Origin of the sequence: Stenotrophomonas sp. SbOxS2 (assembly GCF_013416715.1) — a bacterium.
Lineage (GTDB): Bacteria > Pseudomonadota > Gammaproteobacteria > Xanthomonadales > Xanthomonadaceae > Stenotrophomonas > Stenotrophomonas lactitubi.
Window position 1 is genome coordinate 460,161 of record NZ_JAAVXD010000003.1, and the last position, 14,663, is coordinate 474,823.

12 protein-coding genes and 1 tRNA gene are annotated in these 14,663 nt (G+C 64.9%); 8 read left to right on the plus strand and 5 right to left on the minus strand.

Annotation, left to right across the window (positions count from 1 at the left end; genetic code table 11):
• The first annotated feature begins 107 nt into the window (after positions 1-107).
• Complete coding sequence (locus HFK18_RS07265) at positions 108-1,394, plus strand: O-antigen ligase (RefSeq protein WP_343202951.1); 1,287 nt, start codon at positions 108-110, stop codon at positions 1,392-1,394.
• 25 nt (positions 1,395-1,419) lie between these two features.
• Here the strand turns inward: HFK18_RS07265 and HFK18_RS07270 are convergent, their stop codons facing one another.
• Positions 1,420-2,226, minus strand: a complete 807-nt coding sequence (locus HFK18_RS07270; RefSeq protein ID WP_180165411.1) for a glycosyltransferase family 2 protein — start codon at positions 2,224-2,226, stop codon at positions 1,420-1,422.
• Between HFK18_RS07270 and HFK18_RS07275 the strand changes: the two genes are divergently transcribed.
• Positions 2,225-3,283, plus strand: a complete 1,059-nt coding sequence (locus HFK18_RS07275; protein ID WP_180165413.1) for a CDP-glycerol glycerophosphotransferase family protein — start codon at positions 2,225-2,227, stop codon at positions 3,281-3,283. The two genes, HFK18_RS07270 and HFK18_RS07275, sit on opposite strands and share 2 nt — an antisense overlap.
• 110 nt (positions 3,284-3,393) lie before the next feature.
• Here HFK18_RS07275 and HFK18_RS07280 read toward each other — a convergent pair whose 3' ends face one another.
• From HFK18_RS07280 to HFK18_RS07295, 4 genes are all read right to left on the minus strand, one after another.
• Positions 3,394-4,935 carry a PH domain-containing protein gene (locus HFK18_RS07280; protein ID WP_180165423.1) on the minus strand — a complete coding sequence of 514 codons (1,542 nt, stop codon included), beginning with the start codon at positions 4,933-4,935 and terminating at the stop codon, positions 3,394-3,396.
• Positions 4,932-5,408, minus strand: a complete 477-nt coding sequence (locus HFK18_RS07285) for a PH domain-containing protein (protein WP_100554223.1) — start codon at positions 5,406-5,408, stop codon at positions 4,932-4,934. Before HFK18_RS07285 ends, HFK18_RS07280 begins: the two co-directional genes overlap by 4 nt.
• A 112-nt stretch (positions 5,409-5,520) precedes the next feature.
• Positions 5,521-6,654, minus strand: a complete 1,134-nt coding sequence (gene ribA, locus HFK18_RS07290) for a GTP cyclohydrolase II RibA (protein WP_180165425.1) — start codon at positions 6,652-6,654, stop codon at positions 5,521-5,523.
• A 75-nt stretch (positions 6,655-6,729) separates the two neighbouring features.
• On the minus strand, positions 6,730-7,650 hold the full coding sequence (locus HFK18_RS07295; protein WP_180165427.1) for a lauroyl acyltransferase: 921 nt from the start codon (positions 7,648-7,650) through the stop codon (positions 6,730-6,732).
• 61 nt (positions 7,651-7,711) lie between these two features.
• Between HFK18_RS07295 and dtd the strand changes: the two genes are divergently transcribed.
• The 6 genes from dtd (at position 7,712) to HFK18_RS07325 (ending at position 13,747) form a co-directional block, all read left to right on the plus strand.
• Positions 7,712-8,152, plus strand: a complete 441-nt coding sequence (dtd, locus tag HFK18_RS07300; RefSeq protein ID WP_180165429.1) for a D-aminoacyl-tRNA deacylase — start codon at positions 7,712-7,714, stop codon at positions 8,150-8,152.
• 90 nt (positions 8,153-8,242) lie between these two features.
• Positions 8,243-10,093 (plus strand): RNA polymerase sigma factor RpoD, encoded by a 1,851-nt coding sequence (gene rpoD, locus HFK18_RS07305; protein ID WP_180165431.1) that lies wholly within the window; start codon positions 8,243-8,245, stop codon positions 10,091-10,093.
• 277 nt (positions 10,094-10,370) lie between these two features.
• Complete coding sequence (locus HFK18_RS07310; protein ID WP_180165433.1) at positions 10,371-10,682, plus strand: hypothetical protein; 312 nt, start codon at positions 10,371-10,373, stop codon at positions 10,680-10,682.
• A 44-nt stretch (positions 10,683-10,726) separates the two neighbouring features.
• Positions 10,727-10,802, plus strand: a tRNA-Ile gene (locus HFK18_RS07315).
• Positions 10,803-10,979: 177 nt separating this feature from the next.
• A complete protein-coding gene (locus tag HFK18_RS07320) occupies positions 10,980-12,194 on the plus strand; it encodes an integrase arm-type DNA-binding domain-containing protein (protein ID WP_180165435.1) in 1,215 nt (404 codons plus the stop codon).
• 842 nt (positions 12,195-13,036) lie between these two features.
• Positions 13,037-13,747 (plus strand): hypothetical protein, encoded by a 711-nt coding sequence (locus tag HFK18_RS07325; RefSeq protein WP_180165437.1) that lies wholly within the window; start codon positions 13,037-13,039, stop codon positions 13,745-13,747.
• Positions 13,748-14,663 lie beyond the last annotated feature (916 nt).

The window sequence follows — 14,663 nt, forward strand, 5'->3', positions numbered from 1 at the left end:
CTTGTCCAGACTGCCCAAGCGACCGCAAAGGCAGTAAAACATCAGTGTGGGATCGGCCGTGCCGGCGATCCCGTTCATTCCGCCGGATTGCAGCGAACTTTTTCGACGTGGCAGCTTCACAGAACAACCTGGAATCCACGGTCGGTGATCCGCTGGGCGTACCCATTGGTGGTCGCCCGCGCGCTGCGCACTGGTTGGCGCAGATCGGCCTGTTCTGCATGCCGGCACTGGTGCTGACCATCCCGATCAACCTGTTGCCCTACGCGCTGCTGCTGCTGGTCAGCACCGCGATGGTGCCCGGCTTGCTGTGGCAGGCCCGGCGGATGGACGTGCAGCCGATCAAGGTCCTCAGCTGGCTGATGCTGGCGGTGCTGGTGATGGCCATCGTGTCGGTCGTGCTGTTCGAACAGGGCCTGCGCGATGTCGACAATCGATCCCGCTTCCTGGTCATCCCGTGGATCGCATTGTGGGTCTGTGCGCTGCGCCCGGACATGCGCTGGCTGTGGCGCGGTGCGTTCGCCGGCCTGCTGGGTACCTTCGTGCTTTCGGCACTGCAGGTGTTCCACGGGGCGCCACGCGCCGAGCTGTCCACCAACGCGATCGTGCTCGCCGACATCGTGATGATGCTGATGGTGCTGCTGGTGTTCTGCAGACCGTCGCGGCGCTGGTCGCTGGTGATCGTCGGCATGGCTGCTGGTTGCGGAACCATCATCCTCACCGGCAGCCGCGGCGTGTTCGCAGCACTGCTGGCGCTGCTGGTGGTACTGGCACTGAGCCTGCGCTGGCGCACCGGCGTGGCGCGTCTTTCAGTGCTTGCCGGCATGCTGGCCATCGGCGCGACCCTGCTGCTGTCGGTGCCCGAACTGCGCCACCAGGTGCGGTTGTCCGAACTGCACAGCGATGTGCAGCGCATGGAGCAGGGTGACAGCGACTCTTCGGCCGGGGCGCGCGTCGAGCGACTGCAGGTGGCATGGGAGACCTTCCTCGATCATCCGCTGACCGGGGTAGGCATCGGCCACTTCGACACGGCCATGAAGCGGGTGCCGGTCTGCCGCGAGAACCCGCAGGAAATCCGCTGCCACCTCCGCCATGCGCACAACGATCTGGCCGAGTGGGGGGCTACCCAGGGCCTTCCGGGCGTGTTGCTGCTGCTGGCCGTGTATGGCGTGCCCCTGTGGGTATTCGTGCGCCTGCACCGGCGCAGCGGGCACGGTACCTTCCGTGGGCCGGCCGCCGCCGGCGTGATGGTGGTGGTGTCCTACATCCTGTGCGGGCTGACCCAGTCGATGTTCGCGCACCAGATGACCGCCAGCTTCTACGTCACCATCGTCGGCCTGCTGACCGGCCTGTCGATCGTGGAAGGTGCGCGACACCGGGCAAGGAACGCCCGATAGCGTCCAACCCAGGCCGATTCCCCGTTCAGCGGTTGGGTGGGTCGGACACGGCCTGGCCGTTGCCCAGCATCCACAGCATGATGGTCTTCTGCCGCACGTAGTTGGCGCGCACATAGGCATACACCAGGCCATGCCAGCCGTCGCGGAAGCCGCCACGGAACAGGAAGCCGCGCCAGAACCGCCAGGCCGGCGCCAGCACCAGCTTGCCGAGGGTGGCCCGCTTGCCGCGCGCGAACTCGTGCTCGGCCATCATCCGCGCGTACTTCTCGGTCTTGGCCAGCTGCTGCTGCAGCGAGCGGTAAGGGAAGTGGATGAGGTCCCCACGCAGGGTGCCGACGGCGCCATCGACGCTGGCCGCTTCGTGGATCTCGCGCTTGCCGCGCCAGCCGCCGTGGCGGCGGTCGAACAGGCGCAGCACCCGGTCCGGATAGGCATTGCCGTGGCGCAGGAATCTGCCGAAGTACTCCGACAGGCGGGCGAAGCGGTAACCCGCATGACCTGCAAAACCGCCGTCGCGGGCTTGCTTGATGGCCGTGCGCAGTTCCGGGCTGACGCGCTCGTCGGCGTCCAGACACAGTACCCAGTCGTGGCGGGCCTGCTCGACGCAGAACGCCTTCTGGCTGCGGAAGCCATCGAACGGGCGCTGCAGCACGCGGGCGCCGGCCGCCTCGGCGATGGCTACCGTGGCATCGGTGGACAGGGAGTCCACCACCACGATCTCGTCGCAGAAGGCCAGCGAGGCCAGGCAGTCGCCGATGCGCCCGGCCTCGTTGAACGCGATAATGCAGGCCGAGATGCGAGGCCGTTCGATGGGAGCGGTCGTGGAGGACATGATGGCCGGGTACCTGTTGTTTGCGACGGAGCGCTATGCGCTGCCTATTCTCGCCCCGTTGGTGCAGGCCTTGCACGCTTCCGGCCAGGAAGTGGCGGCCTGGTTCGAAGATGGTGCGGCTGGCAGCCAGCTGCCCGGCGTGCCCAACATCGGCCTGAAGCAGGCCTTGGCGATGCGTCCGCGGGCGGTGTTCAGCGCGGCCAACTGGGTGCCGACTTTCCTGTCGGGGGCCAAGGTGCAGCTGTTCCACGGCTTCAACGTGGAAAAGCGCGACAGTGCGCGTGGCCACTTCCGGGTGCGCGGCATGTTCGACCTTTACTGCACGCAGGGCCCTGCCACCACCGCGCCGTTCCGCGAGATCGCGGCATTGCAGGGTCATTTTGCCGTGGCGGAAACCGGCTGGCCGAAACTGGACCCGCTGTTCCGCGATGACGGCGGCGACAGTGCCGCGCTGCGTAGTGCGGCCGGTGGCCGCCCAGTGATCCTGTTCGGTTCAACCTTCACCGAACGCTTGAGTGCGGCCCCGCACCTGCATGCGCAGATCGCGGCCGACATTGCCACCGGGCAGCACTACTGGCTGCTGACCCTGCACCCGAAGTGCCCGCCGGAACTGTTTGAACGCTACCGCGCGCTGGCCGGCGCCAATGCGCGCTTCATTGAACCGGAACAGGTGATGGCCGCCCAGCGCGCCGCCGACGTGCTGGTATCGGACACCTCATCGATCGTTTCCGAGTTCATCGTCCAGCACAAGCCGGTGGTGACCTTCCGCAACCGCGTGCCGAAGCCGCACATGATCGATTTCGACGATCCGCAGCAGCTGCCGGCCATGCTGGCGCGCGCGCTGCATCCGGATGCGGCGTTGCAGGCGGAGATCGTGCGCTACGCCGATGCGATCCACCCCTACCGCGATGGCCTGTCCAGCGAGCGGGTGATCGCCGCCACCGAGGATTTCCTGTCCGGCGAGATGGGCGCGCTGCGTCGCAAGCCGTTTGGCAGCTGGATGCGTGACCTGCAGATCCGCAAGGACCTGGGCTACTGGGGGCCGTCGCAGCGGTGACGTAGGTCCTGTAGAGCCGAGCCCATGCTCGGCTGCGGCAAGCCGAGCATGGGCTCGGCTCTACGGTAGATCCACGCCATGCGTGGATGGTCGATTCAACGCTCGGCCGCTTACCAGCGCAGCTTGCGCCGCGCCAGCGCCGTCGCCAGTTCTTCCATCAACGCATGCGCACGCGCCTGCGGCAGGTAGCGCAGCGCCAGCGCCACATCGCCATGCGCACCGGCGGTGTCCAGCTGCAGGCTGGCCGTACCCAGCAGCTTGTCCAGTGGTGAGCGCTGCAGGCGCAGGCCCTGCACCTTGTCCAGCTCGGCCCAGCGCCACCAGCGCTTCCACCAGCCGCCGCGCACCGCCACGAACTGGCCATCCAGGTGCCACCCCATCCGTGCCATCTGCCGGTGCGCGATCAACAGGCTGACCGGCAGCCAGGCCAGCAGTGCAAGGGCCGGCAGGCCCCAGCGCCAGTACAGCGCGGCGGTCAGCAACGGCACCATCAGCAACGTGGACAGCGACAATCGCCACCATCCGCGTTGCGGTATCGCCTGCCATTGCTGCGGCGGCCATTGCAGCTGCGGCAGCAGGTGGCGCACCAGCCCGTCGCAGGCGCTGGCGCCAGCCAGCGGAGCCAGCTCGCGCAGCGCGCGGTCGTCGTCGCGCGAGGGGCCACCGGCGGCGCTGTCGATGCGCAGCTGGCGCAATCCAAACCAGCGCTGCAGGGTGCTCTCGCCCAGCGTCCATGCCTGGATGCGGCGGCGCGCGACGCTGCTGCGGGTGCGGCTGAGCAGGCCGGTGGAGACGGTCAGGCGCCGTTCGCGCTCGCTGAGGGTGAAGCCGTGGTAACGCAGCAGCGTCAGCACCACCGACAACACTCGCAGCAGCAGCCAGCCCAGCAGCAATACCGCGGCCAGCAGCACCAGCCCACCGGTTACCCCGGTGTGCAGATGGCTGGCGTAGCCGAAGGCCTCGCGCCCGCCGCGCTGGATGGCATCGTCCATCACCGGGCGCGGTACGGTCTGGAACAGAACACCGAAGGCGGCGATCGCCAGCGCCCAGCCGCGGTTGGACAGCAGGCCCATGCGCAGCACATCCCAGCTCGACAGGCGCAGCAGTACCTGCTCGTCGTCGGAGGGCACGACACTGGCAGCCGGCGCGTCGCCCGGCGTTGGCTCGGGCGCCTGTCCACGCTGGCGCACCAGCTGTTCCAGGGCCAGCGCCTGATCCAGCCGCAGCACCCGCATCTCCGCTTCCGGGCGCACGCCACCGGCCGATTCCAGGCGCAGTTCGGCAACCCCGAACAACCGATGCAACGGGTTCTGCCGCACTTCCACGTTGTGGATGCGGGCGAAGGGAATCTCGCGCCGGTTGCGCGCCAGCAGGCCGCTGCGCACGGTGATCGCATCGTTGCCGATGCGGTAGCGGTAACTGAGGTACTGCAGTACCGAGACCAGCACCAGCGCGGCGATGGCAGTCAGCGGGATCAACTGTGCCCACATCGGATCGCGGTCGCTGCGTTGGCCGAACACCAGCAACGCGACCAGCGGCAGGAGATAGTGGCGCAACTGCATCAGCAGCACGAACAACCACGACCACGGGTGCAGGCGATGCTCTTCGCCACCGTTGGGCAGCGACGGCGGCAGGGGCGGTGGCAGGCTCACAGGGCGTCGGCGTCCTGGTCGAGCTGATGGGCCAGGGTGTCACGCAGGCGCTCGGCATCGGCTTCGTCCAGGCCGTTGACGGTGACCGCACTCAGGCGGGTGCCGGCGGTGTGCACGATCAGCGTGGCCAGGCCAGCACGCCGCTCCAGCGGCCCGCGCCTCAGGTCCAGGTGCTGCACGCGCGAAATGGGAATGCGGGTCTCCAGCTGCCACATCAGGTCGCGGCGCAGGCCCAGGCCCTGTGCATCCAGTCGCCAGCGGGTGCGGGTCAGTCGGCGATGGCCGATCCAGCCACCGAAGGCGAGGCCGACCAGCAGGCCCAGCGATGCAGCCCACAGGCCACCGGGAAGATCGAAGAACCACCAGACGGCCGCCAGCGGTGCGCCGGGGATGAAGAGTCCGCCGAAGGCGCCCTCCAGCGCCGCCAACCGGGCAGCGCGTCGCGGCAGGGGTTGCCAGTGGTCGAGGGGCATTTCGGCGGCAGCAACAGGCAAAGGAAGTTCGGTCACGCGGGCGTCCGTCGGGCAGCAGGGCGGGCAGGCGCGGTGATGGCCGCACCGCGCAGACGTTAGCAGGTCGCCCGCGTTACTGGGCGGCCTGGATCAGCGCGTCGACATCCAGCAGGTGGCCGGCGCGGTCGGCCTTGGTGCGCAGGTAGTGCTCGTTCTCGGCGGTGATCTCGCCGGTCACCGGAATGCAGTCCAGCACTTCGATGCCGGCATTGCGCAGGCGTTGTGCCTTGGTCGGGTTGTTGCTGAGCAGGGCGACACGGGACACACCCAGGCCGCGCAGCATCGCCACCGCGCTGCCATAGCGACGCTCGTCGGCGCCGAAGCCCAGCTGCGCATCGGCGTCGATGGTATCCAGCCCGTCATGCTGGTAGCCGTAGGCGCGCATCTTCGCGGCGATGCCGGTACCGCGGCCTTCCTGGTCCAGGTACAGCAGCACGCCGCCGCCCAGCTCCTTCAGCTTGCGCAGGCCACGGCGCAGCTGGTCGCCGCAGTCGCACTTGAGCGAACCGAACAGGTCGCCGGTGAGGCACGACGAATGCACGCGTACCGGCACCACGGCGGACAGGTCCGGTTCGCCGACGATGATCGCCACCTGGTCGCGCTGGGCGACGCCGCCGCGGAACACCGCGAACGTGGTCATGCCGACATCGCGCAGCGGCACCGGAGAACGCGCCACCAGTTCGTAATCATGTGCCGCATGTGCAGCGCCTTCGGCCAGATCGCACAGGCCGACCTCGGCGGCGCCATCGAAGGTGCTGTCAGCTGCCTCAAGGCGCACGGCCACCATTGCCGGCAGCAGCAGGCCCAACCGGGCCAGTTCCACCGCGCCGGCATCGAACGCATCGCCTGCGCTCCAGGCCGCGGGCATCGGCCCTGGTTCGCGCAGGTAACCCAGCGAGGGCAGGGCATCGAAGGCGACGCCGGCCAGTGGCAGGCGCGCGCCCTCGGGTGCCTCCACGCCGAGCACGCGGGCGCGGGTCGCGGTCAGGTACAGGTAATGGCGCTCGCGCGCGGCGCTGGCGAAGGCGGCAAAGCTGCTGGCAGTAGCGCTGTCCAGCGCGATCACCGCCAGGCGCTGGCCCTGGCCATCGTGGAGCAGGACCGGACGACCGGCGCGCAGTTCGGCGACCGCGCGCTCGCAGCGGATCGCCGCCGGATCACCGAACAGGGAGGAAGCAGACATGGCAGGACCGGGGGAGGCGGACATCGGTGTCTCTATGGGGGCGCCAGCGTCGTATTCAACGTGCTGCGGCGGTGTGTCGCAGGCCGGGTGCAGCGGCTTTCAGTGCGGATGCTCGTCGGTCGCGTACGGGTCTTCCTCGCCGCTGCCCGGTGGCCGCAGCGTATAGCGCTTGTAGGTCCACTGGTACTGCGCCGGGTCGCGGCGGGCGATGCGTTCGATACCCGCGTTGAGCGCGGTGGCGGCGACCTGCGGGTCCGGGTCGGCCACGGCCGGGTCGGTCGGCTCGATGTGCAGGGCGAATTCCATGTCCGGGCCGATGCGCTCGCACCAGCCATACAGCACCGTCGCGCCGGTGCGCTCGGCCAGGCGGTTGACCAGGGTCATGGTCAGTGCCTGCACGCCGAAGAACGGCACGAACACCCCGTCGCCGGCCTTGGGCTGCTGGTCGGGCAGGATGCCGGTGGCACCGCCGTCCTTGAGTACCTTGAACAGCTGGCGCACGGCCGGGCCCTCGGCGCGCACCTGCTGCACGTTGTGGCCGCCGCGCACGATCTGCAGGAAGGCATCGCTGGCCTCGTCCTCCGGTGGCTTGTAGACGATGGCGATCTGCCCGCGCGAGGCCAGCCACTGGTTCAGCAGCTCCCAGTTGCCGTAGTGCGGGGCCGCCACGATCACGCCCTTGCCGCTGGCCAGCGCCGCGTCGTACAGCGCCTGGCCGTGGCGCTCCTTCAGGTACAGGCGCAGGTTGTCTTCGGGCTTCCGGCTCCACAGGCGCAGGGTCTCGATGGCCTGCAGGGCGGTGGAGCGCAGCAGGTCGCGCTGCAGGCGGTCACGTGCCGGCGCGTCCAGCTCGGGGTAGGCCAGCTCCAGGTTGCGGCGGGTGACGCGGCTTTCGCGGGCATCGAGGCGCACCCACATCCAGGCCAGGGCATGCGCGAATCCGCGCAGCAGCGGCCAGGGCAGGCGGGCGAACAGGGTGGTGGCGCGGTAGACCAGCCGGGCTTTGCGGTGTGGATTCATCACCCCCAGTTTAGCCAAGGGCGCTGCTATCGTGGCCGGCCCCTTGCCTGGAAGCCCGCCGATGCTCGTCCTGATTCAACGTGTCAGCCAGGCCGCCGTGCATGTGGAAGGTGAGGCGGTAGGGCAGATCGGCCCCGGCCTGCTGGCCCTGGTCGGCATGGAGCCGGGCGATACCGAGGCCCAGCTGCAGCGGATGGCCGAACGCCTGCTTGGCTACCGTGTGTTTGCAGATGAGGCCGGCAAAATGAACCGCTCGCTGCGTGATACCGGCGGCGGCCTGTTGCTGGTCAGCCAGTTCACCCTGGCCGCGGACACCCGTTCCGGCATGCGGCCCAGCTTCACCAGCGCGGCACCGCCAGAGGAGGCTGAACGCGGGTTCAATCGATTTGTCGGGATCTGTCGTGAAAATCACGCGCCAGGGGTGGAAACGGGCCGCTTTGGTGCCCATATGGTCGTCAGCCTGGTCAATGACGGTCCCGTGACCTTCCTCCTCAGGCCCTAGGCCACCGGGACCACCGCCCGGCAGGCCGGGCCCCGGGCTGGTATAATGCTACGTTCCCTATTTCCCCCTAGCCGGTGGCGCGAGCACTACATGGCCAACGAACGTCCTGCCCAATCCGAAATCAAGCAACTGATCAGCAAGGGCCTGGAACAGGGCTACCTGACCTATGCCGAAGTCAATGACCATCTGCCGGACGACATGGTCGACCCGGAACAGATCGAAGACATCATCGGCATGATCAACGGCATGGGCATTGATGTCCATGAAGTTGCTCCGGATGTGGAAACCCTGCTTCTCAACGACGGCAACACGGGCAACCGTGAGGTCGACGACACCGCAGCCGAAGAAGCGGCCGCCGCGCTGAGCGCGCTCGACACCGAAGGTGGCCGTACCACCGACCCGGTGCGCATGTACATGCGCGAAATGGGTACCGTCGAGCTGCTGACCCGCGAAGGCGAAATCGCCATTGCAAAGCGCATCGAAGAAGGCCTGTCCCAGGTCCAGGCCGCACTCGGCCAGTTCCCGGTGTCGGTCGAATCGCTGCTGACCGATTACGAAGCGCACAAGGAAGGCCGCAAGCGCCTTGCCGAAGTGATCGTCGGCTTCAACGACCTGACCGACGACGTGCCGGCTCCCGCCGCTGCCGTGGCCGATGACGCGGACGATGCCGACGCGGACGCCGACGAGGAAGAAGACGACGTCGACGGCGGCGATGAAGAAGCCGCACCGACCGGTCCGGATCCGGAGGAAGTCGCCGCGCGCATGCAGGCGCTGGCTGATGCCCTCAACGCCTTCAAGAAGGCGGCTGCCAAGGGCGACAAGAAGAACCTGCTGAAGCTCCGCGAGGAGATGTCGGCGGTGTTCGTCACCCTGAAGCTGCCGCTGCCGCTGACCGACGTGCTGACCAAGCAGCTGCGCGACACCATGGGCAGCGTCAAGGCCCACGAGCGCCGCGTGCTGAACCTGGCCACCGTCACTGCCCGCATGCCGCGCAAGGACTTCATCCGTTCCTGGGAAGGCAACCAGACCAACCTGGAATGGGTGGAAGACGCACTGAAGCGCAAGCAGAAGTGGTCTTCGGCGCTGCGTGAAGTGAAGGACCAGATCGTGTCCGAGCAGCAGGCCACCATCGACATCGAGAAGGTCACCCTGCTGGACCTGGACGAGCTGAAGGAACTCAGCCGTGCCATGGCCTACGGCGAAGCCAAGGCGCGCAAGGCCAAGAAGGAAATGGTCGAGGCCAACCTGCGCCTGGTGATCTCCATCGCCAAGAAGTACACCAACCGCGGTCTGCAGTTCCTCGACCTGATCCAGGAAGGCAACATCGGCCTGATGAAGGCCGTGGACAAGTTCGAGTACCGTCGCGGCTACAAGTTCTCCACGTATGCGACCTGGTGGATCCGCCAGGCCATCACCCGTTCGATCGCCGATCAGGCGCGCACCATCCGTATTCCGGTGCACATGATCGAAACGATCAACAAGTTGAACCGCATTTCCCGCCAGATGCTCCAGCAGTACGGCCGCGAGGCTACGCCGGAGGAGCTGGCCAAGGAAATGGACATGCCGGAAGACAAGATCCGCAAGGTGATGAAGATCGCCAAGGAGCCGATCTCGATGGAAACCCCGATCGGCGACGACGAGGATTCCCATCTGGGCGACTTCATCGAGGACACCAACGTGGAGTCCCCGATCGAGAACACCACCAACATCAATCTGTCTGAAACCGTGCGCGACGTGCTGGCCGGCCTCACCCCGAGGGAAGCCAAGGTGCTGCGCATGCGCTTCGGCATCGACATGAACACCGACCACACCCTTGAGGAAGTCGGCAAGCAGTTCGATGTGACCCGCGAGCGCATCCGCCAGATCGAAGCGAAGGCCCTGCGCAAGCTGCGTCACCCGAGCCGTTCGGAGCAGCTGCGCAGCTTCCTGGATATCGATTGATCTCCAGCGAGTGCTGATGTGTTGAGAAAAACCCCGCTTCGGCGGGGTTTTTCTTTGGGGGAAATCTGCTGTGGAGCTGCGGCCATGCTCGGCCGCGGTTGGCGGTGACGCATTCGCCCTTTGACGTTCCGGGGCGACAAACGCACTCTGGCTTTGCAGGTGCTCAACACACCTCGTGGGCGGGCCGGATCACCGGCACCGATGCGGACGCGCTGCAGGGACACGTGCAATGCGTGCATCTGCGGCATCAACCCTGTTGAGCATCTGGAGCTTGGCCATGAATGCTGTTGAACATGATGTGCCTGTTGTCGCTGCCCTGGATTTCCCGCCGTTGATGACGTGGGAGGACGTCGTGCAGGACGAACGGGAAGACCGGCTGGGCTTCGCTCGGCGGGCGACGCTGGCGGTGCTGACGCAGTCAGGAGAGCAGTTGATTGCGGGGTTTGCCGGTGGCAACCGCAAGGGGCTGGAAGGTGCCATGAAGGCGGTGGCGCTGTTCCAGGCGCATCTGCGGGAGATGGAGCGGTTGGCTGGGATGGCGGAGAGACGGTTGCTGCGCGTCGGTGAAGTGGTTGACGCTGCCGACTGAGTAGCCGATTCCGGTCGTGCTCCACTACACTGTGACGCTGCGCAGGGCCTATAGCTCAACGGTTAGAGCAGGGGACTCATAATCCCTTGGTTCCAGGTTCGAATCCTGGTGGGCCCACCACATTGACGTCCAGCGACGTCCGAGGATGTCCAAGAGTGCAGGCGGAATAGGGGTTTTACGGCGATTGACCGTCCATCGGCATCCGTTGGCATCCACTTGCATCCGTAAAAAAAGTGAGTCAGGCTGTGAGTCGAGGGTAGGTAATCCCTGACCCTGACTCACTGGCGGATGACTCACATGCTCACCGACACCAAAGTTCGCACACTGAAGCCCAAGGCGGCGGCCTACCGGATCGCCGACTCGAATGGGCTGTGCATTGAGGTGCGTCCAACGGGGTCGAAGGCTTGGCGGTACCGCTATAGGTACGCCGGTAGGGCCAGCATCGTCACCCTCGACGAGTACCCGTCTATGTCCCTGCAGGCCGCCCGCGTCGAGCGTGACCGTCTGCGTTCGCTGCTGCGCGGCGGAGCCAATCCCGCTCAAGTGGCAAGGGTCGAGAAGGCAGTGCAAGGAGAGCGCGCGGCAAACACCTTCGGTGCCATTGGCTTGGAGTTGCTCGCCAAGCGGACAAAGGAAGGCCTTTCCCCTGGATCCGTTGTGCGCGAGCGTCGGCTGATCGAGAAGGATCTGGCTGGGTTGGCGGATCTGCCGGTTGGGGACATCACTGCTCCGGTTCTACTGGCTGCGCTTAGGAAGCTGGAACAGCGAGGCGTAGTCGAGACTGCCCATCGGGCGAGGGCCCACGCCGGTCGCATCTTCCGCTATGCCATCGCTACGGGCCGTGCTGATCGAAATCCCGCTCAGGACCTCACAGGAGCACTTGAGCAGCCTCAGATCAAGCACTTCGCTAGCGTGACTGATCCAGCCGTTATAGCGGGCCTCCTGCGCGCGCTGTGGGGCTACCAAGGGGCACTGGTCACACAGGCCGCGCTAAAGCTGGCTCCGATGCTATTTGTCCGTCCCGGGGAGCTGAGGCAGGCGAAGTGGGCTGACATCGACCTCGATGCTGCAGAGTGGCGCTACGTCACCAGCAAGACCAAAACGCCGCACATCGTGCCGCTCTCGACTCAAGCCGTGGCAGTGCTTCGGGATCTGTATCCCTACACCAAGCGCAGCGAGTTCGTTTTCCCGGGTGTCCGTAGTGCTCTAAAGCCGATGAGCGAGAACACGTTGAACGCGGCGCTCCGGAATCTTGGGTTCGACTCAGACACGATGGTTGGCCATGGCTTCCGAGCGATGGCGAGAACGGTGCTGGACGAAGTGCTTGGCTATCGCCCGGACTACATTGAGCATCAGTTGGCTCATGCCGTGAAAGATCCCCTTGGGCGGGCCTATAACCGGGCAACCCACCTGCCGGAGCGCCGGAAGATGATGCAAGCCTGGTCGGACTATCTCGATCAGCTGCGAGCACAAGAGCCTAAGGTGCTGGCCTTCAAGTCCAAGCGTGCCTAAACCCCAGAGATGCCTTTAACGATGGCCAGTCAGAGAAGTACAGCCGCATAAACAAAGCGGCCGAGGAAGGGGCGGCAACCCCTAGCTCGGCCTACCACAACCGACTATTGAGGAGTCGATCATGGATAACCTGAGTATAAGTGCTGCCTTCGAGAGCGAGCGTAAAGATCCCAGCGGTGGTGTATTGGCCATTCAGGCCCCCGACCCGATTGACGAACTCTTGGCGATGGGGATAGCTCCTCGCTTGCTTGTCTCCCATCAACTCGTCTGCATGGACTGGTTGGCAGCGCACCGCCTAGACAGGTTCTGTCTGTGCTACTACGACAGCACAGGCGCAGTTGTGACGGAAACAATGGGCGCCGATCAACTCCTCTCCCGGGCACTAGAAATCGGTTGGCAGCCTGTGGAAGACCCTATGGAGTCTGGCGCGGGCTGCCACCTTTTCGAAGAGGCTTCGTACAATCTCCGGCGAGGCGTTCACTGGTATGCGAGCGCTCACGATGCTACTGACGAGATGCTTCCCCTTGGCTTTCCTCAAGTTGCGCTGAGAGCAAGCCTAAAGCGGCAGCGCCGACGCGATGCGGCCGCAGATGGACGCTCCAAACGCGCACAGCAGGAGACTGCCAAGCGGGCGCGGGAGAAGGCAAGGCAGAGTCTCGAGAGGCTTGCGGAGGACTTGCTGCGCAATCCACCTGCTGGTGGCCCTGACCTTCGATCAATGGTCCAGGCTAGGCGGGCGGCCCGCGAGCTAGTAGACGAGACTATCGCCCACTTGAAGGGCGCTAGGTAGGATGCATGGAGCTCGGGAATCCCCAGGCTGGAGACCACATAGGGAGCCACTTATGAGTTCGCCTCGTCATTTCATGCATCAGGAGGCGGAAGCCGCTTGGCGGAAGCTGACGGCATCTGCAGAGTATGCGCTGTGCCTGGAGTCCCTGAAGGGCAAAGATCGAAAGCTTGGGATGTTGGCAGGGACGCTGGAGGACTGGATCAGCCGCGCAGTGATGCATGGCCTTGCAGAACTCGAGCCATTCGAAAAGATGACATCCAAGCAGCGGCAAGAAGCCTCAAAGAGGATGGTCGCCCACTGCGAGGCTCTGCGGGAACTGCTCATACCGTTCTATGACGAGAAAAGCGGCCTAGATTGGCCCTTTCAGCCCGATCTCGATCTCGCTGCGCTCAACAGCGCGATCAACTATCAGGATGCACATCCAAATGATTTCGAGGCTCTTGACGAAGACGAAAGAGAGGAATTGTTCAACCGAATTCGGTTCTCTATCTATCACGGGTTCAAGAATGACTTAGGGCTCGTCTTTGACGCAATCCACAATGGTGCGCTTCGCCTTGCCGAGTTGGAGAGTGAGGTCAAGAAGCCGAACGACTCTAACGTAAGGAGGTTGCGCTTTATCCGGCGAGTGACTAGCAACTTCGTGAGGGAGTTCGGCACGCCACACCGGGCGCTGGTACTCGCACTGACATCGGTGTTCTTTAGCACTGACGACCTTGACGAGGCTGCAATCTCCAAGCTTGCTCCTGTCCCGAAGAGGGCGTAGTCCGGTGACACTGAATCAGAATCGTAAATCCTGATTCTGATTCAGCTGAGCCAGATCCATAACTTGGGGATTTGACGGCATGTCCCTCGGGGTCGCGCATCCATAAATTTCGACTCACCCGCCGCGCATAGCGGCCACACGGTGCAGTCAATGGATACATATGGACATCGGGATTTCCGGCCCTTCATTCCGGAATGCGCGAAGGTAGGAATTGGCCGGTCTAAGGCTTATGAGCTAGCGAAGGCCGGTCTGCTTGAGACGGTCAGTATCGGCACGCGTCGATTCGTCTACCTCGATAGTCTTTACACACTTCCCGCACGCCTCGCTGCGGCCTCTATGGAGGTCGCAGCGTGAACCATTTCGATTTCTCAAATCTCAATCGAGATCAAGTGGGGCTCCTGGACGTGGGCGGTTGGACCTCTGATTGCGGTCGGGCTGCGCCGTCTCGGCGCGCGGCGGCTGAACTGGTGAGCCGGGGACTTCTGGAGACGTACACAGCTACCCATGAAGACGAGCACGGTTCGTACCGGGTGACCGAATACCACGCACCCCAGGAAGTTCAGAGCGCCTGGCGAGATCTCCAAGCGAGACGGGAACAGCAGGGTGAGTCGGTGGAGGTGGAGCTGTGAAGCCACACGATCCTGCCCAACTCGTTCCCCACCCTTCCTCAGGTCTCAAGGTCTGCCTTTCCACCGGCCGCATCTTTGACACAGATGGTTTTGAGGTCGGAATCCAGACCTCGGATACCTATGTCAGGGTAATCCGGAGGGCGACAGCGGCATGTTCGCGAGTCACTTGGTATGCGCATCGTTTGGTTTGGGAAGCTGCAAACGGTCCTATTCCAGAGGGCATGCAGATCGATCACCTTGATTGCGATGCAGGCAACAACGCGCTTTCCAATCTTGACTTGGTAACT